This window comes from Amycolatopsis vancoresmycina, assembly GCF_000716785.1.
Taxonomy (GTDB): Bacteria; Actinomycetota; Actinomycetes; order Mycobacteriales; family Pseudonocardiaceae; genus Amycolatopsis; species Amycolatopsis vancoresmycina.
The window spans coordinates 14,290-32,327 of record NZ_JNYY01000005.1 but is presented as its reverse complement, the minus strand read 5'-3'; the positions used below and the strand labels follow the sequence as shown (position 1 = coordinate 32,327).

Here is an 18,038-nt window from a genome sequence, read left to right as displayed (position 1 = left end):
TGAAGGCAGAATCGAGGTCCGGTAAGGGAAACGGGAGACGTGTCCGGCGTGCTAACAGCAGGTATGCGTCCGGACGCATCCGAGTAAAGGATCAGCACATCCGGGCGTCAATGCGCCGAACGGACCAACAGTGCGTTCCGGATTATCGAATCAATTCGTACAAACCCCGCCGCAGCAGGGGATTCGTCCCGCGTTCCGTCCCGGAACGACTTTCGTAGGGATTGTCCGCGACACCATCCGAACGCCGGACGATCTCGATCACCGGGATTCGTTAGTACGGCTCGGAATCGCTTCAGTCCGCTTCCGCGCCGAGCGCGATCAGCCCGTTCCGCAGCACGTCCGCCGCCTCCGTCTGCTTTCCCGTCTCGCCGAGCAGCTCGCTCAACGGCCGCAGCGCGCGCACCAGCACCCCGCGCGCGCCCAGCCCGGTGGCGAGCTCGACGGCGGCCCGCAGGTCCTCGGCCGCGCGCCGGGCGTCGCCGCGGGCCCTGGCCAGCGACCCCAGCTGCAGCCGCAGCTCCGCGGCCAGCGGCGTGCCGGAGACGACCGACGGGCGGACCTGGTCGAGCAACGCGGCCGCCGTCTCCAGCCGGCCCGCCGCCAGGTACTCCCCGGCGAGCTCGACGGTGATCGCCGGGACGTCGTCCGGCCACGCCGTCTCCCGGGCCGCGCCGAGGTCGGCCAGCGCGCCCTCGACGTCACCCGAGCGGCCGCGGACCCGGGCCCTGGCCAGCAGGCAGTACGCCATCGCCGGGTGCAGCGCGCGTTCCTGCATCAGGTCGTAGGCCGCCGCGACCGACGCGGCCGCGTCGGCGAACCGGTCCGCGGCCAGGTGGCTGCGGCACACCTCGACGTGGCTGCGGGTCAGCTCCGCGAGCACGGCCGGGCCGCCCCGGGTCAGCCGCAGCGCCGAGCCGGCGTACTCGGCCGCCCGCTCCAGGTCGCCCTGGCGCAGGTGCCGCTCGGCCAGGCAGGCCCGCAGCGTCAGCAGGATCGACGGCTGCGGGTAGCCGTCGCGCAGCAGCTCGGCGTGGCAGGTTTCCAGCAGGTGCACCGAATACTGCACCTCGCCCCACGCGGACAGCACGGCCGCGCGCAGCGGGACGACCATCGCCCGCACCGGCGGCGGCTCGCCCGACAGGGCCGTTTCGGCGTCCGCGACGTACTTGGTGCGGACGTCGCCGGTCGAGTACCCGGCCAGCCACAGCAGCGCGATCCCGGCCTGCCGCGGCCGGTCCAGGCGTTCGGCGCGGCGCCGGATCCGCTGCATCCCCGGGGTCGCACGGCGGGCGTCGCCGGCCAGGAACCGTTCCGCCGTTTCGATCAGCTCGAGGTCCAGCTCGACCAGCTCGCGCGGCGACCGGCCGCCGAGCAGCTCGCCGGGGTCGATGCCCAGCTGCTGCGCGAAGAACCGCAGCGCGTCACCCGACGGCGTCCGGGCGCCGGTCTCGACCGACGACACGTACGCCGCCGAGTACTGCGGCCCGGCGAGTTCGCGCTGCGTGAGACCGCGTTCGGTGCGCAGCTCACGCAGGCGTTCGCCGACGCTCTCGCTCACCCAGGCCGCCTTTCCACCGGTTCAGGGTAGGCCGCGCGGTGGCGGGGTCCGCCACCGCGCGGCTCGGATCAGCAGGCGCCGCTGTCGCTCCAGACGGCCCAGGAGCCGGGTGCGCCGGGTTCGGCCCCGGTCGAGTACCACAGCGACGTCCACTTGTGACCGTTGTGGCCGACGACGTCGTTGGGCACGTACGCCTTGGCGGAATCCCACTCGGCGAGCCCGTCGCAGCCGGTCGGCGGCGGGCCGCCGCTGCCGACGGTGAGCGTGAACTGCGCGGAGTGGTCGGCGTCGGTGCCGTCGCCGCTGACCGTCACCTGGCTGGTGCCCTGCGGCGTGGTCGCCGCGGTGGTGATCGTCAGCGTCGCGGTGCCGCCGGAGGAGATGCTCGACGGGCTGATGGTGGCCTTCGCGCCCTCGGGCAGGCCGGACGCCACCAGCTGCACGGTCTGGGCGTTGCCCGAGGTGATCCGGGTGGTCACCGTGGTGGTCGCCGTCTGTCCGGGTTGGACGGACGCCGACGTCGGCGACAGCGTCAGCGAGTAGTCGTTGCCGGCGGGCGGCTGGCCGCTGCAGGTCGGCTCACCGCTGACGGCCGTGACGCTCACCGCGTCCCACGCGGCCTTGGTGGCGTTGAACTCCGTGCAGCTGCCCGGGAAGAGCGCGATCGCGGCTTCCAGGGTGGCCTTGCGGGCGGCCTTGTGGTTCCACGCCGACGTCTTCTTCAGCAGGCCGTTGTAGAAGATCTTGCCGGCCTTCTGGATGCCGATGCCGGTCACGGTCGAGCCGTTGCACGTCGGGCTGGCCGGCGAGGCGTTGCTGCCCTGGGAGAGCAGGTAGAACCAGTGGTTCTGCGGGCCCGCGGCGGCGTGCACCTCGGTGCTCGGGATCGACGACGAGTAGCAGTTCGGGTCGCCGACCTGGCTCGGGTTGTACATGTAGCGGATCGGGCCGTTGCCGACCAGGTTGACGCCCTCGCCGACGGTGAAGTCCGGCCGGTCGACCGGGTTGTTGGCGTAGAACTCGGTGAGCGCGCCGAAGATGTCGCCGGTGGACTCGTTGAGCCCGCCGTTCTCGTTGCCCGACCCCGCGCCGCCCGGCGTGGTCTGGAAGATGGCGTGGCCGAACTCGTGGCCGACGACGTCCATCGGCGTCGCCTGGCGGCGGTTGTCCTGGGAGTGCCCGAAGTGCGTCGACGAGCCGTCCCAGTAGGCGTTGACGTCGTTGAGGCCGACGCTGGCGCGGAAGCCGCCGCCGGCGCCGTCGATGCCGTTGCGGCCGAGCCAGTCGGCGAGCATCTTCCACTCCGTCTGGACGCTGTAGAGCGCGTCGACGCAGCCGGTCTCGAGGTCGGTGCCGGAGCCGTTGCCCCAGGTGTTGGCGCTCTTGGTGAAGATCGAGCCACCCTCGCGGCCGCACGCGATGCCCCGGCGGCCCGGGTCGGTCATCGAGTAGGAGCTGCCGGAGCCGGACGTGTCGATCGAGACGGTGCCGGCGTAGTAGGAGTTGCCGGTGCCGGCTTCGCGGACGTCGTCCCGGGTGTCGAGGACCTGGCCGGTGGCGCTGTCGACGAAGACGTGCAGGTGGGTGGGTTTGCCGTGGTTGCGGCCGCTGACGACCACCTCGTAGGCGAGCTTCGGGGCGTTGCCGGCCAGGACGACCAGCTTCGGCGCGTCGGCCTTGTCTACTGTGGACACCTGGCTCTTCGCGGTCTTCGCCGCCTGCTCGGCGTCGACGGTGGCCTGCGTGCCGACGGTGATCGGGGCGGTGGGCGCGGCTTCGGAGCCGCGGACGCGCCCGGTGCCGTCGGCGACGACGACCGCGTCCCCGCCGACGACCGGCAGGCCGTGGTAGGTGCGCTGGTAGGAGGCGAAGTAGAGCCCGCCGCCACCCGGGGTGACTCCGGTGCGGACGAAGGCCTCCCCGGCGCCCTTCGCGAGCCGGTCGGCGCCGTTGAGGGCGGCCTGGTCGGCGGCGCGGGCGGCGAGCGCCTCGGGCGGGGTGGCGGCGGGAGGTGCGGGGGGAGCGGCGGCGGCCGGGATCGCCGGCACCGCGAAGGTCAGGGCCAGGCCGGCGATCGCCGCCAGCCCTCGTGGGGATCTCATGGGGAACCTTTCCGGGGACCGTGAGGAGTGTGCCCGGAGGAATAACTGCTGTTATTGCGCCGGACGCGTCCGAGTAAAGGAGCGGTCCGCGGGCTGGTCAATGGGCCGAACGGAGCAGCGCCCGGTCCCTTTGATCCCCTTCGCGCAACCAAATTCGCAGGTCACCGCATCGGCGCGGACTGGTCTGAACCAATTCACAGACTTTAGTAGGAAAGTTCCCCTGGTCCGGACCACCAGGCCCACTGGTCCGCCGTGATGCCGCTCCAGTCACGCGAGATGCCCGCCCGATCACGCGAGTTCCGCGCTCGATCACGCCAGTGCCGCCTTCGATCACGCGAGTTCCGGTGGCGGGAGGGGCATCATGCGTGATCAGAGGGGCATCACGCGTGATTGGAGGGGCATCGCGGCTACGAGTCGGTGGCTGCCGAGTCCAGGCCGTGGCGGTAGGCGTCGATGGCTTCGTCAAGATGACCACGTTGTCGTAAGACGTCGCCGAGCCGCAGGGCCGTCGAAACCGCTGCGCCGTGCAGGGATGCCCCTGTCTGGATCTCCGCCGCCTCGCGCAGGAGGCGGGTTGCCGTCTCCAGGTCGCCGCGGGCCTGGGCGATGTGGCCGCGCAGGGCCGTCGCCTCGCCGCGCGCCTCGACGTCGCGGGCCAGCAGCGGCCAGACCTCCGATACGAGCGCCGCCGCGTCCTCCGTCGCCCCCTCGCGCACGCGGACCTGGGCCAGTTCCAGGGTCGCCCCGGCGACGCCTTCGTCCGCGCCGATCGCCGCCAGCTGGTCGCGGGCCGCCGTCAGCTCCGCGCGGGCCTCGTCCAGGCGGCCCAGCCGCCGCAGGAAGTACCCGCGGGCCCAGCGGCAGCGGGCCGCGTCGCGGTCGAACCCCACCGACGCGAACAGCCGGACCGCCTCGGTCAGGTCCTCGGCCGCCCGGTCCGCGCGGCCGATCGCCTGCCACACCTGTGACGCCTGCCGGTGGAACCGCGCGACGAAGTCCGGCCGCGCCGCCGCCCGCGCCAGCCGCCGTCCGTCCTCGGCCGCCTGGCGGGCGCGGTGCAGGCCGCCCATCTCCATCAGGGGGTGGATCAACGCCGTGAGCAGGCACAGTTCCGCGTCCGGGTCGGCCGGCCGGGCGGCCAGCTCGTCTTCGACGCGCGCGATCGCCGTGCCCGCGTCGCCGCTGAGGTAGCGGCAGCCGGACCAGCGGTGCACGATCATCGCCCGCAGCCACGGCGGCGCCGCGGCCGCCAGCTCCTCCGCGTGCTCGAGCGCGCGCTGGGCCTCCGCCACGTCGAACAGCTGCCACTTCACCTCGGCCTGGCAGAACCGCGCGTAGCACTCGACGTCGTCGAGGTGGTAGCCCGCGGCCTGTTTCGCCACGTCGGCGAACCGCGCCTCCGCGTCGGCGACGCGGCCCTGCTCCAGGTCGCGGTAGCCCTCGTCCAGCGACGCCCGCAGCTCGGCGGCGACGCCCGGCGGACGGCCGAACCGCAGTTCGTCCACGGTGAGGCCGAGCCGCTGCGCCAGGTAGGCCAGCATCTCCTCCGACGGCGGCCGGCTGCCGGTCTCGACCTTCGCCAGGAAGCCCCGGTCGTAGCCCGGCTCGGCCAGCTCGCGCTGGGTCCAGCCGCGGCCGGTGCGCAGCCGCCGGATCCGCGCGCCGAGCGGTTCGGCGGGGGCACTGGTCATCTCCCCACGGTAAGTCATCAGCGCGGCGATCGCGGAAACGGACATATTGACGCCTCCGGCCGCCCGGGATAGCGTTCTCCGCTAAATAGGAAACTTTCCTAACAAAGTGGAGGCCGATCATGCGCCTGCTTCCCCTCGCGACGGCGGCCGCGCTCGCCGTGCCCCTCGCGGCGACCCCCGCCGAGGCCGCCACCCCGGCCGAAGTGCGCGTCGACCAGGTCGGCTACGCGCTGGGCGAGGCGAAGCACGCGTTCCTGCTCGGCGGCGCCCCCGGGAAGTTCACCGTCGTCGACGAGCGCGGCCGCGCCGTCCGGGAGGGCCGCACCGGCGCGAGCCTCGGTGCCTGGAACGCGCGCTACCCGGCGGTGTTCGACCTCGATCTGTCCGCTTTGGACAGACCGGGCACCTACCGGATCCGGGCGGCGGGGGCGACGTCGCCGCCGTTCCGCGTCGACACCGCCCGCCGCCTGTTCCGCCCGCTCGTGCGGGTCACCACCGAGTTCTTCCAGGCCCAGCGCGACGGCCACGACGTCGTCCCCGGCCGGCTCGATCGCAAGCCGTCGCACCTGGCCGACCGGACGGCGACGGTTTACGCGGAGCCGAAGTTCGAGGGTGAAAGCGGCGACGAGATCGTCGAACCGCTGAAGCCGCAGGGCGGCCCGGTCGACGTCGAAGGCGGCTGGGTCGACGCCGGCGACTTCGTCAAGTTCACCTCCAACACCGCGTATTCGCTCGCCGAGCTGGGTTTCGTGCTGCGCGAGGACCCGGATCCGGTGCTGGCGAAGGAGGTCCGGTTCGGCCTCGACTGGCTCGACAAGGTGTGGGACGGCCGGACGAAGACCCTCTACGCCCAGGTCGGCATCGGCACGGGCAGCGAGGAGTTCGGCTTCCTCGGCGACCACGACGTCTGGCGCAACCCGCAGGACGACGACGCGCTCGACGTCGAACCCGGTGACCCGGCCTACTTCGTCAAGCACCGCCCGGTGTTCCCCGCGGCCCCGGCGGGCGCGCCGCTGTCCCCGAACCTCGCCGGCCGGGTCGCGGCCGCGTTCGCGCTCGGCGCGCAGGTGCAGGCCCACCGCGACCCGCGGCTCGCCCGCCACTACCTCGCCGAGGCGGCGGCCGTGTTCGCGCAGGCCAGGACGACCGGCGCCGGCGAGCTCGTCACCGCGTTCCCGCACGCCTACTACCCGGAGTCCAGCTGGGAGGACGACCTGGAGCTGGGCGCGACCCAGCTCGCCCTGGCCGCGCGGGCGCTCCACGACCCGCGCGCCGACGGCTGGGCCCGTGACGCGGCGAAGTGGGCGAAGGCCTACATCGGCAGCGGCGACACCAGCACGTTGAACCTCTACGACACGAGCGCGCTCGCCCACGCCGACCTGGCGGGCCTGCTGCGCACCGGTGTCCCCGGCGCGGCGCTCGGCGTCCGCGAGCTGGCCGCCGACCTGCGCCGTCAGCTCGACTCCGGCGTCGAGGCGGCGAAGCGGAGTCCATTCGGGACGGCGGTGGACGTCACCGGCTTCGATGCCGCCAGCAGGAGCTTCGGCTTCGCCGCGACCGCGCGGCTCTACCAGCGCGTCACCGGCGACACCCGGTACGCCGCGTTCGGCGCGCGGCAACGGGACTTCACCCTCGGGGCCAACGCCTGGGGCGTGTCGCTCGTGGTCGGCGTGGGCACGACCTTCCCGCAGTGCCCGCACCACCAGGCCGCGAACCTCGCTGGGCCTTCGAAAGTGCTGTATGGCGCGGTCGTGAACGGCCCGAACGGCGCCGGCAACTTCGCCGATCTGCCGTTCCCGGCGGGCGCGAAGGAATGCACCCGTCCGTATGAATCCTTCGACGGCCAGGGAAGTCGCTACGCGGACGACTTGAGTTCATGGCCCAGCAACGAGCCCGCCATCGACTTCACCGCCACGGCGCTGCTCGCATTTTCACTGGCGGCGAGGCCGTAGCATGGGGAAGTGAGCGAACAGTCTGAATGGCCGGACGGCCAGTACCCCGAACGCCCGGTGGAGCGGCACAAGGGCCCGGTCGTGCTGCGCCGCGACCGCCGCGACCAGGGCAGCACCACCGACCAGCGGCTCCTGGACTCGCGCGGCCCGAGCGACTGGGTGCACACCGACCCGTGGCGCGTGCTGCGGATCCAGGCCGAGTTCGTCGAGGGCTTCGGCGCGCTCGCCGAGGTCCCGCGCGCGGTCACCGTGTTCGGCTCGGCCCGCACCAAGCGCGACAACCCGGAGTACGAGCTCGGCCGCAAGATCGGTGGCGCGCTGGCCAACGCCGGGTTCGCGGTGATGACCGGCGGCGGGCCGGGCGCGATGGAGGCGGTCAACCGCGGCGCGGCCGAGGCCGGCGGCTTCTCCGTCGGGCTCGGCATCGAGCTGCCGTTCGAGCAGGGCCTGAACCCGTGGGTCGACCTCGGCGTCAACTTCCGCTACTTCTTCGCCCGCAAGACGATGTTCATCAAGTATTCGCAGGCCTTCATCTGCCTGCCCGGCGGCTTCGGCACGCTCGACGAGCTGTTCGAGGCGCTGACCCTGGTGCAGACGAAGAAGGTCACGAAGTTCCCGGTGGTGCTGTTCGGCAGCGACTACTGGGGCGGCCTCTACGAGTGGATCAAGAACTCGGTGCTGGCCGAGGGCAAGATCAGCCCGCACGACCTGGACCTGCTGCACGTCACCGACGACATCGACGACGCCGTCCGCGTGGTGCAGGAGTCCTACCAGGCGTGGGAGGACACGCACTGATGCGGCGGATCTGCGTCTTCTGCGGCTCGTCCATGGGCTTTTCGCCCCGGTACGCGGAGCAGGCGGCCGCGCTCGGCAAGCTGCTGGCCCAGCGCGGCATCGGCCTGGTCTACGGCGGTGCGAGCGTCGGCACGATGGGCGTGGTCGCCGACGCCGCGCTGGCCGCGGGCGGCGAGGTGATCGGCGTGATCCCGGAGGCCCTGTCCTCGGTCGAGATCGCCCACGCCGGCCTGTCCGAGCTGCACGTGGTGGCGGACATGCACGAGCGCAAGGCCAAGATGGCGGCCCTGTCCGACGGCTTCCTGGCCCTGCCGGGCGGCGCGGGCACCCTGGAGGAGCTGTTCGAGGTCTGGACGTGGGCCCAGCTCGGCCTGCACGGCAAGCCGATCGGCCTGGTCGACGTCGACGGGTACTACGCGCCGCTGATGGAGTTCGCCGACCACATGGTGTCGGAAGGCTTCGTCAAGGACGGCTACCGGCAACTGTTGCTCACCGACGCCGACCCGGCGGCGCTGCTGGACCGGTTCGAGACGTACGAACCGCCTGCCCCGCCGAAGTGGGCGAAGGAACCGCCGGGGATCTAGGCCACGCCTTCGCTCGGGCGCTTGTGGTAGGTGTCGACGTACTCCTGGCCCGAGATCTCCAGGATCGCGTACATCACCTCGTCGGTGACCGACCGGCGGATCGCCGGTGCGTAGTCCTGGCCTTCGTAGCGCGAGAAGTCCAGCGGCTTGCCGAAGGTGATGCCGATCTTGGCGAGCCGCGGGATCTTCGCGCCGCCGGGCTGGAGCTTCTCGGTGCCGGTCAGCGCGACCGGGACCACCTTCGCGCCGGTCGCCAGGGCCAGCGCCGCGACGCCGGTGTGGCCGCGGTGGAGGCGGCCGTCGAGGGAACGGGTGCCCTCCGGGTAGATCGCGAACACGCCGCCCGCGTCGAGGACCTTGCGCGCCGCCTCCAGGGCGGCCAGCCCGGCCTGGGCGTTGCCGCGCTCGACCGGGACGTACCCGAGGCCGCCGAGGAAGCCGGCCAGCGCCCGGCCCTTGAGCCCCTTGCCGGCGAAGTACTCCGCCTTGCCGAGGAACTTGACCTGCCGCGGCGTCGCGAAGGTGATGACGCCGGTGTCGAGCGCCGCCCGGTGGTTGGCCGCCAGGAGCACCGGGCCGCTGAGCGGCACGTTCTCCACGCCGTGCACTTCGGGCCGGTACAGCGCCCTGGCCAGCGGGCCCAGCACGAACCGGACGAGCAGCGCGATCAAGTGGTCCTCCTCCTCGGTGGCGGTGCCACCAGCATGGCACGATCGCTACTCGTGAGTTGGTTCGAGCGGCGTACGTGGCAGGAGCCCGGGTGGACGCCCGAGGACATCCTGACCGCGAAGGGTGACCGGACGGTTTCGGTCGTGCTACCGGCCCTGGACGAAGAGCGGACCGTGGGTGACGTCGTCGCCTCGGTCCGGCCCCTCCTCGGCAGCGTCGTCGACGAGCTCGTGGTCATGGATTCGGGTTCCACGGACGCCACGGTGCCCACCGCCGAAGCCGCGGGCGCGCGGGTCGTGCGCCGCGAGGACGTCCTGCCGGACCTGCCGCCGGTGCCCGGCAAGGGCGAGGTGCTGTGGCGTTCGCTGGCCGCGACCAGCGGCGACTTCGTCGTGTTCCTCGACTCCGATCTGGTCGACCCGGATCCGGCGTTCGTGCCGTCCCTGCTCGGGCCGCTTGTCTCGGAACCGGGCGTCCACCTGGTCAAGGGCTTCTACCGGCGTCCGCTGCGGCTGGAGAGCACCGGCGGCGGGCGCGTCACCGAGCTGCTGGCGCGGCCGGTGCTCTCGGCGCTGCGCCCCGCGCTCGGCGGGCTGGTCCAGCCCCTCGGCGGCGAGTACGCGGGCACGCGCGAGTTCCTCGAGTCGGTGCCGTTCGCGGCCGGCTACGGCGTCGAGATCGGGCTGCTGCTCGACGCCGAGGCGCGGTACGGCCTCGACGGGCTCGCGCAGGTCAACCTCGGGGTCCGCAAGCACCGGAACCGGTCGCTGCGCCAGCTGGGCGTGATGTCCCGCCAGATCCTCGGCACGGCGCTGGACCGCTGCGGTGTCGCGGCGGCGGACGCCCCGTTCACGCAGTTCGTGCAGGTCGACGAGGAGTGGCTGCCGGACATCACGGACGTCCGCGTCGCGGACCGGCCGCCGATGCGGGACGTGCTCGCCCGTCCTCGAGGGTGAGCACCTCGTCGAAGCCGTCGACGTGCTGGGGGTGGTGGGTGACGAGGACCACGCTGCCCTTCGCCGTCGCGAGGATCCGCTTCAGGACGGCGTCACCGTGGGCCGGGTCGAGACCTTCGACGGGCTCGTCGAGGACGAGGACCGGCGGCGCGGCCAGGACGGCCCGGGCGAGGACCAGCCGCTGCCGCTGACCGCCGGACAGCGCTTCGCCGTCCGGTCCGGTGTCGCGGTCGAGGCCCAGGTCGAAGCCGGCCGTTTCGCAGGCGGCTTCGAGTTCTTCGTCGGTCGCGTGGGCCTTCGCGAGCAGCAGGTTTTCGCGGACGGTCGTGTGGAAGACGTGGGCGTCGGCTTCGGCGCCGGAGATGACTTGTGACAGGTCGGCGTACTCGGTGAGCGGGTGGCCGTCGAGGGTGACGCGGCCTTCGGTGGCGGTTTCGCTGCCGAGCAGGAGCCGCAGGAGGGTCGTCTTCCCGGCACCGCTGGGGCCGAGGATGCCGACGCGCTTGCCGGGCGGCAGGTCGAGGTCGAGGTTCTGCAGCGCCGGCGGCCTGCCGGGGTGCCGGACGCCGGCGTTTTCGAGCCGGAAGTGCCCTTTTCCGGCAACGCGTGTCCCGGTGCTGGGGACGGGTTCGCTCAGCACGGCCCGCACCCGCCCGGCGGAGGCGCGGATCTCCGGCACCCGCCGGGCGGCGCTGATCAGGGGAAGGACGACCTCGAAGGCCGCCATGCCGGCCAGGGCGAGGGCGGCGGTCGCCGGGACGGAGGCGTGGCAGAGCAGCGCGACGGCAACGGTGGTGCCGAGCTGGACGAGCACCCCGGCGGCGGCGGGCAAGGCGGACGCCCGTTCGTGCTCGGTGATCTCGTCGACGACCCGCGTGGCCCGCTGCCGGTGTTCACCGAGCGCCCCGGCGGCGACGAGCTCCCGGTGCCCGGTGACGAGTTCGACGGCCCGTTCGGCGAGTTCGGCTTTCTTCGGGGCGGTTTCCCGCGACGCTTCGGCGGTGCGGCGGATGACCAGCCACGGGAGGAGCACACCGGCGACGAGCAGCCCGGCGGCGAGTGCCCCGGCGGCTGCGCCGGAGGCGGCGGCGGTGACGCAGACCGCGGCGACGCCCACGACGGCGGCCACCCCGGCGGGCAGCAGCCATCGGAGGACGGCGTCCTGCAGAGCGTCCACATCGGACACGAGCCGGGTGACGAGGTCACCGCCGGAGAAGCGGGTTCCGGGCACGAGGGCTTGGTAGACGCGGGAGCGGAGGTCACCGAGCCACCGCAGGACGACCTCGTGCCCGGCGAGCCGTTCGGCGTACCGCAGGCCACCGCGGAGGAGGGCGAGGGTCCGGACGGCGACGATGGCGAGGGTGAGGGAGCTGAGCGGAGGCCGTTCGGCGGCGCGGAGGAGCAGCCAGGCGGCGGTGGCCATGAGCGCCAGGGCGGCGAGTTCGGCGCCGGCGCCGAGCAGGGCGGCACGGACCAGGCGGAAGACGTCCTTTGTGGACACACCCCAGACCCCAAGAGCAGCCCCCGCCCGTCCCGGGGGGCGTCCCCAGTTCCATCCTACCGGCGGCTGCCGGCAAACAAGGGCCGCTCGGCGATCTGTGGACAACTGCCTCCCTGTGGACAGCGAACTTGACATCACACCCCCACCCCCGTAAGGACCCGGCCGCCGCGCAGCTCCACCACTCGCTCCGCTAGTGCGACCATCGCCGGCCGGTGGGCCACCAGGACCGCCGTCCGCCCCGGCAGCAACCGGCGGGTTGCCGACAGCACCGCCGACTCCGTCCGGGAGTCCAGCCGCGCCGTCGGCTCGTCCAGCAGCACCAGTCCCGCCGATGTCCGCGCCAGCGCCCGGGCCAGTCCCACCCGCTGCCGCTGGCCCGCCGACAGCACCTCGCCCAACTCGCCCACCTGCGTCGCGTATCCCGAAGGCAACCCCGCCGCCACCGAATCGAGCGCCGCGGCCCGCGCCGCCGCGGCGATGTCCGCCGAAGGGTCGCCGAGGGCGATGTTCGCCCCCAGCGTTCCCCGGAACAGGGTCGGCCGCTGGGGGACCCACGCCACGTCGGCCAGCCAGTCCGGCGACGACAGCGATCGCAGGTCCACCCCGTCCACCAGGACCCGGCCCGCGGTGGGCGGCACGAAACCCAGCAACACGGCAAGCAACGTGCTCTTCCCCGACCCGCTCGGCCCCACCAGCGCCATCCGCGAACCGGCGGGCACGACCAAGTCCACATCGGACAACGCCGGCACCCCGTCGTAGGAAACCGAGACCCGCTCGAAAACCACCGAAGGCGCACCTCGCCGCCGGGTGGAAACCGCCGTCCGGGACGACACCACCGGTGCCGCCAGCGCCTCCCGCAACGCCGTCAGCCCCTCCGCCGCCGCGTGGAACTTCGCGCCCGCTGCCCGCAACGGCAGGTACGCCTCCGGGGTCAGCAGCAGGATCACCAACGCCGGGCGCGCCTCCAGTCCGCCCGAAAGCAACCGGAAGCCGATCGGTACCGCCACCAACGCCACCGACAACGTCGCCACCAGCTCCAGCACCAACGCCGACAAGAACGCCACCCGCAGCGTCTTCATGGTCGCGTCGGCGTGGGCGACAGCCATCGCCCGCACGGTCGAAGCCTGTGACGCCGCCCGGCCGAACACCTTCGACGTCCCCAAGCCCCGGACCGCGTCCAGGAAGTGCCCGCCCAGCCTGGTCAGCAGCTGCCACTGGACCGAAGCCCGCGTGTGCTTCCCGACCAGGATCGCGAACACCGGGATCAGCGGCACCGTGGCCACCACGACCAGCGCGGACGTCAGGTCCGCCGCGAACAACCGCACGACCACCGCGACCGGCACGACCACCGACACGACCAGCGACGGCAGGTACCCGGTGAGGTAGCTGTCCGTGGCGTCGACACCGCGGGTGATCTGCGTCGCGACCACCCCCGCCCGGTCCGAAGTGGACGAAAGCAGCCGTCGCCGCAGGCCACTCCGGACCGACGCCGCAAACCGTGAGCCGGCGAAACCGTGGCCCCACGACAGCGCCGCTCGCGCCGGCACGGCCAAGACCAGCAACAGCGAAACCCCGCCGCCGGTGAGCAGAGTGGCGAGCCCCTCGGCCTGGAGGAGCACCGCCGACGCGGTGAGCACCCCCAGCAAGCTCAACACGACCAGGTACCGCCGGAGTCCGGGCAGCGCAGGCACGGCGTCCCCCTAGAAGTGCAGCAGCGAGTGCTGGTCGACGGGACGGCGGTGCGCACGCCAGGTCAGCCACTGCACCACCAGCAGCACCACCAGCGACGGCGGCGCGAACCAGGCCAGCACCGCGAACGTCTCCGGTGCCGTCGCCGCCTGCTCCAGCGTCAGCTTGTCCTGCGCCGACACCAGCACGGCCGGGAACCGCAGGGTGCCCACGAGCAGCGCCGGGCAGGCCGCGAGCACCATCGACCCGATGAGCGCGACCCGGTACCGCCGCGCCGCCAGCCCGATCCGCGTGACGGCGAAGGCCGCGAAGGCCAGGACGACCGCGCCCAGTCCGAGCACTGAAACGCCGTCGACCGCGAAGGCCCCCCACACCGAGGCGATCACCAGGAACGCGAACACCGGCGCCGAGAAGGCGCGAGCCAGCCGCACCGCGCGGCCCGCCAGCTCGGCCGGCGCCCGCACCGCCAGGAACGCCGCGCCCTGCAAGCAGAACAGCGCGACGAACCCGAGCCCCCACAGCACCGCGTACGGGTCGAAGAGGGCGAGCACGTCGCCGACCGGCGGCAGCCCGACTACGACGTTGCCGAGGAACAGGCCCCACGACAACGCCGTCACCAGCGCGCCGCCGACGATGCCCGCCGTCCACGCGCCGCGCCGGGCGTCCGGGCGGCGGCTGCGCAGCTGCATCGACGCCGTGAACGTCACCAGGCCGAGCAGCAGCGTCACGACCAGGACGTACGCCCCGGCGAACACCCGGCCCTCCAGGTGCGGGAACGCACCGAACAGCAGGCCGACCGCGGCCACCAGCCACACCTCGTTGGCCAGGAAGAACGGCCCGAGCGCGCCGAGCAGCCGCCGTCGCCGCCGCTCGTCGGCCTCGAAGCCGGGCAGCAGCATCCCGACGCCGTAGTCGTAGCCCGCCAGCGCGAAGTAGCCGCAGGTCAGCAGGCCGAGCACGCACCACCAGAAGGTCAACACCGGTCAGACTCCGCTCAGGACGGGCAGCTCGGCGGGCTCGGCGGCCGGCTCCGGGCCGCGCTTGGCGACCCGCGCCATGAGCACCCAGTCGGCCACCGCGAGCGCGGCGAACAGCAGTGTGAAAGCGATGAAGGAGAACAGGATCTGGCCGCCCGGGACGCCCGCGACGGCGTCGGCCGTCCGCAGCTTGCCCCAGACCAGCCACGGCTGACGGCCGAGCTCGCGCACCAGCCAGCCCATGATCGCCGCCGCGAACGGCAGCGGGATCGCCGCGACCATCAGGTAGTGCAGGAACCGCGCCTTCGTGAGCCAGTTCCGGACCAGCAGCAGCGTGCCGAGCAGCGAGCAGGCGAACATCAGGAACCCGAGCCCGATCATGGCGCCCAGCGGCATCCCGACGACGCTCTCGTTCAGCTTGTCCGGCTGGTACGTCTTCAGCTCGCCGAACTGCGCGAAGCCCTGGTTGACCACGAAGATCGAGCCGACCAGCGAGGCCACCACGCCGATCCGCATCGACCGGCGGAAGAACTCCACCTCGGTGGTGCGCTTGAGGAAGTGCCACGCGCTGACGCCGACGACGAAGAACCCGCCGGTGACCAGCGCCGCGCTGAGCACGTGCGGCAGCGACGCCACCAGCGCCGGGTTGGTGAACAGCGCGCCGAAGTCGTCGAGGCGCAGCGTGCCGTCCTCGACGTGGCTGCCGACCGGGTTCTGCAGGAACGAGTTCGCCAGCATGATGAACAGCGCCGACGCGTACGCGGTCAGCGTGACCAGCCAGATCAGCGCCAGGTGCAACCCCTTGGGCAGGCGCCCGAAACCGAAGATCCACAGGCCGAGGAACGTCGACTCCAGGAAGAACGCGACCAGCGTCTCGATGGCCAGCGGCGCGCCGAAGACGTCGCCGGCGAAGGCGGACAGCCCCGTCCAGGTCAGCCCGAACTGGAACTCCATCACGATGCCGGTGACGATCCCCAGCGCGTAGTTGATCACGTACAGGCGGCCCCAGAAGCGCGTCATCCGCAGGAGCTCGGGCTTGCCGCCGAACGTCCAGCGCGTCTGCATCACGGCCACCAGCGTGACCAACCCCAGGGTGAGCAGCACGAACAGGAAGTGGAACGAAGTCGTCGTCGCGAACTGGAGTCTCGCGATCGGGAGGGCGTTCATGTAGGCAGGCTACACATAGCCTGACTACATGTAGCAAGGCGACCTGTAGACTGCGTACTCATGAAGGCGGACACCCTGCGCGGGCACCTCGACGCGTTGCTGCTGGCCGTGCTCGACGGCCGGAAACTGCACGGCTACGCGATCATCGAGGCGCTCCAGCTGCGCAGCGACGGCGCGCTCGACCTGCCCACCGGCACCGTGTACCCGGCGCTGCGCCGGCTCGAGCGGGCCGGCTGGCTGGCCAGCGAGTGGGACGTCGTGTCCGGCCGCAAGCGCCGCACGTACCGGCTCACCCGCTCCGGCGAGCAGGCACTGGCCGCCGAACGCACCGAGTGGCGGGAGTTCACCACGGTCATCGGGGGAGTGCTGGGCGCATGATCGACGAGTACCTGGGGGACCTCGACCGGCGGCTGCACGGCTGCGGCAAGTTCAAGGCCGACCTGCTCGAAGAAGCCCGCGACGGGCTGCACGACGCCGCCGACGCCTACCGCGCGGGCGGCTGGAGCGACGAGGACGCACAGCGCCGGGCGGTCGCCGACTTCGGCCCGGCGGCCGTCGTCGCCCGCGACTACCAGGCCGAGCTCGGCATGCTCAGCGGCGTCCGGACGCTGTGGAAGCTCGTCATCGGCGTCCCGCTGATGCAGGTTTCGTGGGACTACGCCCGGATCCTGACCTTCGGCGAGTGGACGAAACTTTCGACGCCGACGCCGGAGTGGTACCGCGTGATCGCGCACGCCACGCACGGCGCCGTGTTCGTCGTGCCGGTGATCGGCGTGCTCGCCCTGGTCGGCATCCGGTGGCTGTCACGCCGGCTCGACGCCGTCCGGCTCGCCCGGTTCTGCGGCGCGCTGATCGCGCTGGCCGTCGGCATCAACCTGGCCTCGGTCGGGCTGGTGATCGGCTCGACCGGCCTCGTCGACGTCTCCCGGCTGTTCCTGAGCGTTCCCTGCGTCCTGCTGATGGTCGCCTGGGTGCTGCTTTCGGTCCGGCTCGTCGTGCTCGCGAGACGATCCTGGGGTGGGTATGCCACGATCGTCGCGTGACGACCGCGCTGATCTACCTCGTAGTCATGCTGCTGGTGGCGGCCGTGGTGTTCCTGCTCGCCGCGGTGGTGTTCGGCCGGGGTGAGGAGCTCGCCCCGCTGCCGCCGGGCAGCTCGCCCACGCGGCTGCCCGCCGAGGACATCACCGGCGAGGACCTGGCCGACGTCCGGTTCCAGCTGGTGTTCCGCGGCTACAAGATGTCCGAAGTGGACTGGGTGGTGCGGCGGCTCGGCGTCGAGCTCGACGAGCTGCGCGCCCGGGTCGCCGAGCTGGAGCAGCGCGAGCAGGAGCGGGAGAACGCGCCCGAGGGCGCCCCGTGACGGACCTGGTGCTCTCGGTCGACGTCCGCGCTCCGGCCGGGACGACCTGGCTCGCGCTGACCGACTGGACCCGCCAGGGCGAATGGATGCTCGGCACCGAGGTCGAGGTGGTCGAGGGCAACGGCCGCAGCGTCGGGTCGCGGCTGTCGGCGTTCACCGGCGTGGCCGGCATCGGCTTCACCGACACCATGGAGATCACCAGCTGGGAGCCGCCGGTGCGGTGCGCGGTCCGGCACCTGGGCAGCGTCGTGCAGGGCACGGGCACGTTCCAGGTGGTGGCGAAGGGGGCGGCGCGCTCGACGTTCGTCTGGGCCGAGCACCTGCGGCTGCCGTTCGGGCCGCTGGGCCGGCTCGGCTGGCCGGTGGTGCGGCCGGCGTTCGCGCTGGGGGTGCGCCAGTCGCTGCGGCGGTTCGCGCGGTTCGCGGAGGACTATTCGGTGGGTGGGGATGAGTGAGCTGGTCGGCGCCGACGGCGTCGCGCGGTGCAGCTGGGGCAATTCGGCCGCGGACTACATCGAGTACCACGACACGGAGTGGGGCGTGCCGCTCCACGGGCAGGACGCGCTGTACGAGCGGCTCTGCCTCGAGTCGTTCCAGTCGGGGCTGTCGTGGATCACGATCCTGCGCAAGCGAGAGGGCTTCCGGAAGGCGTTCAAGCAGTTCAAGCCGGCGAAGGTGGCGAAGTTCGGCGACGCCGACGTCGAGCGGCTGATGCAGGACGCGTCGATCGTCCGGAACCGGGCGAAGATCCTGGCCGCGATCAAGAACGCGCAGGCGATCGCTTCGCTGGACCAGCCGCTCGACGACCTCCTGTGGTCGTTCGCGCCCGCTTCGCACAAGCGGCCCGCGACGATGGCCGACGTCCCGGCCATCACCGACGAGTCCAAGGCGATGGCGAAGGAGCTGAAGAAGCGCGGTTTCGTCTTCCTCGGCCCGACGACGTGCTACGCGCTGATGCAGGCGACCGGCATGGTCGACGACCACGTCTCCGGCTGCTTCCGCGCCTCGTGAGTGTTTAGGCGGGTTAGAACCCG

17 protein-coding genes are annotated in these 18,038 nt (G+C 72.4%); 9 read left to right on the top strand and 8 right to left on the bottom strand.

Features of this window, described 5'->3' with window-relative positions:
- Positions 1 to 292: 292 nt before the first annotated feature.
- The 3 genes from OO60_RS12075 to OO60_RS12065 all read right to left on the bottom strand — a co-directional run bounded on the left by OO60_RS12075 (position 293) and on the right by OO60_RS12065 (position 5,351).
- Positions 293 to 1,558: a helix-turn-helix domain-containing protein gene (locus tag OO60_RS12075; RefSeq protein WP_033261368.1), complete on the bottom strand. Its 1,266-nt coding sequence runs from the start codon at positions 1,556 to 1,558 to the stop codon at positions 293 to 295.
- A 68-nt stretch (positions 1,559 to 1,626) separates the two neighbouring features.
- On the bottom strand, positions 1,627 to 3,660 hold the full coding sequence (locus tag OO60_RS12070) for a M4 family metallopeptidase (RefSeq protein ID WP_033261367.1): 2,034 nt from the start codon (positions 3,658 to 3,660) through the stop codon (positions 1,627 to 1,629).
- Between the two features lie 407 nt (positions 3,661 to 4,067).
- Complete coding sequence (locus OO60_RS12065) at positions 4,068 to 5,351, bottom strand: helix-turn-helix domain-containing protein (RefSeq protein ID WP_240490776.1); 1,284 nt, start codon at positions 5,349 to 5,351, stop codon at positions 4,068 to 4,070.
- Between the two features lie 119 nt (positions 5,352 to 5,470).
- Here OO60_RS12065 and OO60_RS12060 point away from each other — a divergent pair, with 119 nt between their 5' ends.
- From OO60_RS12060 to OO60_RS12050, 3 genes are read left to right on the top strand one after another with little or no spacing between them, the layout of a single operon-like run.
- Positions 5,471 to 7,303, top strand: a complete 1,833-nt coding sequence (locus OO60_RS12060) for a glycoside hydrolase family 9 protein (RefSeq protein WP_003099746.1) — start codon at positions 5,471 to 5,473, stop codon at positions 7,301 to 7,303.
- 9 nt (positions 7,304 to 7,312) lie between these two features.
- Positions 7,313 to 8,098 (top strand): LOG family protein, encoded by a 786-nt coding sequence (locus tag OO60_RS12055; protein WP_003099749.1) that lies wholly within the window; start codon positions 7,313 to 7,315, stop codon positions 8,096 to 8,098.
- Positions 8,098 to 8,682: an LOG family protein gene (locus OO60_RS12050; protein ID WP_003099751.1), complete on the top strand. Its 585-nt coding sequence runs from the start codon at positions 8,098 to 8,100 to the stop codon at positions 8,680 to 8,682. The genes OO60_RS12055 and OO60_RS12050 overlap by 1 nt, the downstream gene beginning before the upstream one ends.
- Here OO60_RS12050 and OO60_RS12045 read toward each other — a convergent pair.
- A complete protein-coding gene (locus OO60_RS12045) occupies positions 8,679 to 9,353 on the bottom strand; it encodes a lysophospholipid acyltransferase family protein (protein WP_003099753.1) in 675 nt (224 codons plus the stop codon). The two genes, OO60_RS12050 and OO60_RS12045, sit on opposite strands and share 4 nt — an antisense overlap.
- A gap of 51 nt (positions 9,354 to 9,404) precedes the next feature.
- On the opposite strand from OO60_RS12045, the gene OO60_RS12040 reads away from it, so the two are divergent.
- A complete protein-coding gene (locus tag OO60_RS12040) occupies positions 9,405 to 10,307 on the top strand; it encodes a glucosyl-3-phosphoglycerate synthase (protein ID WP_003099754.1) in 903 nt (300 codons plus the stop codon).
- Here OO60_RS12040 and cydC read toward each other — a convergent pair.
- From cydC to OO60_RS12020, 4 genes are all read right to left on the bottom strand, one after another.
- Positions 10,243 to 11,808, bottom strand: a complete 1,566-nt coding sequence (cydC, locus tag OO60_RS12035) for a thiol reductant ABC exporter subunit CydC (protein ID WP_033261366.1) — start codon at positions 11,806 to 11,808, stop codon at positions 10,243 to 10,245. The genes OO60_RS12040 and cydC overlap by 65 nt on opposite strands.
- A gap of 134 nt (positions 11,809 to 11,942) precedes the next feature.
- Entirely contained in the window at positions 11,943 to 13,499 is a 1,557-nt protein-coding gene (cydD, locus tag OO60_RS12030; protein WP_003086558.1) for a thiol reductant ABC exporter subunit CydD, read from the bottom strand.
- A 9-nt stretch (positions 13,500 to 13,508) separates the two neighbouring features.
- A complete protein-coding gene (locus tag OO60_RS12025) occupies positions 13,509 to 14,477 on the bottom strand; it encodes a cytochrome d ubiquinol oxidase subunit II (protein ID WP_003086559.1) in 969 nt (322 codons plus the stop codon).
- A gap of 3 nt (positions 14,478 to 14,480) precedes the next feature.
- The gene (locus OO60_RS12020) at positions 14,481 to 15,641 is read right to left on the bottom strand and encodes a cytochrome ubiquinol oxidase subunit I (RefSeq protein WP_003086560.1); all 1,161 of its coding nucleotides are present in this window, start codon (positions 15,639 to 15,641) and stop codon (positions 14,481 to 14,483) included.
- 60 nt (positions 15,642 to 15,701) lie between these two features.
- Here OO60_RS12020 and OO60_RS12015 point away from each other — a divergent pair, with 60 nt between their 5' ends.
- Genes OO60_RS12015 through OO60_RS11995 form a run of 5 tightly spaced genes read left to right on the top strand, consistent with a single transcriptional unit; the run spans position 15,702 to position 18,015 of the window.
- Entirely contained in the window at positions 15,702 to 16,019 is a 318-nt protein-coding gene (locus tag OO60_RS12015) for a helix-turn-helix transcriptional regulator (protein ID WP_003086561.1), read from the top strand.
- Complete coding sequence (locus OO60_RS12010; RefSeq protein WP_003086562.1) at positions 16,016 to 16,684, top strand: permease prefix domain 1-containing protein; 669 nt, start codon at positions 16,016 to 16,018, stop codon at positions 16,682 to 16,684. Before OO60_RS12015 ends, OO60_RS12010 begins: the two co-directional genes overlap by 4 nt.
- Positions 16,681 to 17,004, top strand: a complete 324-nt coding sequence (locus OO60_RS12005) for a DivIVA domain-containing protein (protein ID WP_003086564.1) — start codon at positions 16,681 to 16,683, stop codon at positions 17,002 to 17,004. The genes OO60_RS12010 and OO60_RS12005 overlap by 4 nt, the downstream gene beginning before the upstream one ends.
- Positions 17,001 to 17,459, top strand: coding sequence for an SRPBCC family protein (locus OO60_RS12000; RefSeq protein WP_003086566.1), 459 nt, complete (start codon positions 17,001 to 17,003; stop codon positions 17,457 to 17,459). Before OO60_RS12005 ends, OO60_RS12000 begins: the two co-directional genes overlap by 4 nt.
- Positions 17,452 to 18,015, top strand: coding sequence for a DNA-3-methyladenine glycosylase I (locus OO60_RS11995; protein WP_003086568.1), 564 nt, complete (start codon positions 17,452 to 17,454; stop codon positions 18,013 to 18,015). The genes OO60_RS12000 and OO60_RS11995 overlap by 8 nt, the downstream gene beginning before the upstream one ends.
- The last annotated feature ends 23 nt before the right edge of the window (positions 18,016 to 18,038 follow it).

What these genes read in the sequence shown, in the direction of transcription:
- OO60_RS12015 (WP_003086561.1), top strand. Translation starts at nt 15,702, where the DNA reads ATGAAGGCGGACACCCTGCGCGGGCACCTCGACGCGTTGCTGCTGGCC.
- OO60_RS12050 (WP_003099751.1), top strand. Translation starts at nt 8,098, where the DNA reads ATGCGGCGGATCTGCGTCTTCTGCGGCTCGTCCATGGGCTTTTCGCCC.
- OO60_RS12070 (WP_033261367.1), bottom strand. Translation starts at nt 3,660, where the DNA reads ATGAGATCCCCACGAGGGCTGGCGGCGATCGCCGGCCTGGCCCTGACC.
- OO60_RS12020 (WP_003086560.1), bottom strand. Translation starts at nt 15,641, where the DNA reads ATGAACGCCCTCCCGATCGCGAGACTCCAGTTCGCGACGACGACTTCG.
- OO60_RS12010 (WP_003086562.1), top strand. Translation starts at nt 16,016, where the DNA reads ATGATCGACGAGTACCTGGGGGACCTCGACCGGCGGCTGCACGGCTGC.
- OO60_RS12060 (WP_003099746.1), top strand. Translation starts at nt 5,471, where the DNA reads ATGCGCCTGCTTCCCCTCGCGACGGCGGCCGCGCTCGCCGTGCCCCTC.
- OO60_RS11995 (WP_003086568.1), top strand. Translation starts at nt 17,452, where the DNA reads ATGAGTGAGCTGGTCGGCGCCGACGGCGTCGCGCGGTGCAGCTGGGGC.
- OO60_RS12065 (WP_240490776.1), bottom strand. Translation starts at nt 5,351, where the DNA reads ATGACCAGTGCCCCCGCCGAACCGCTCGGCGCGCGGATCCGGCGGCTG.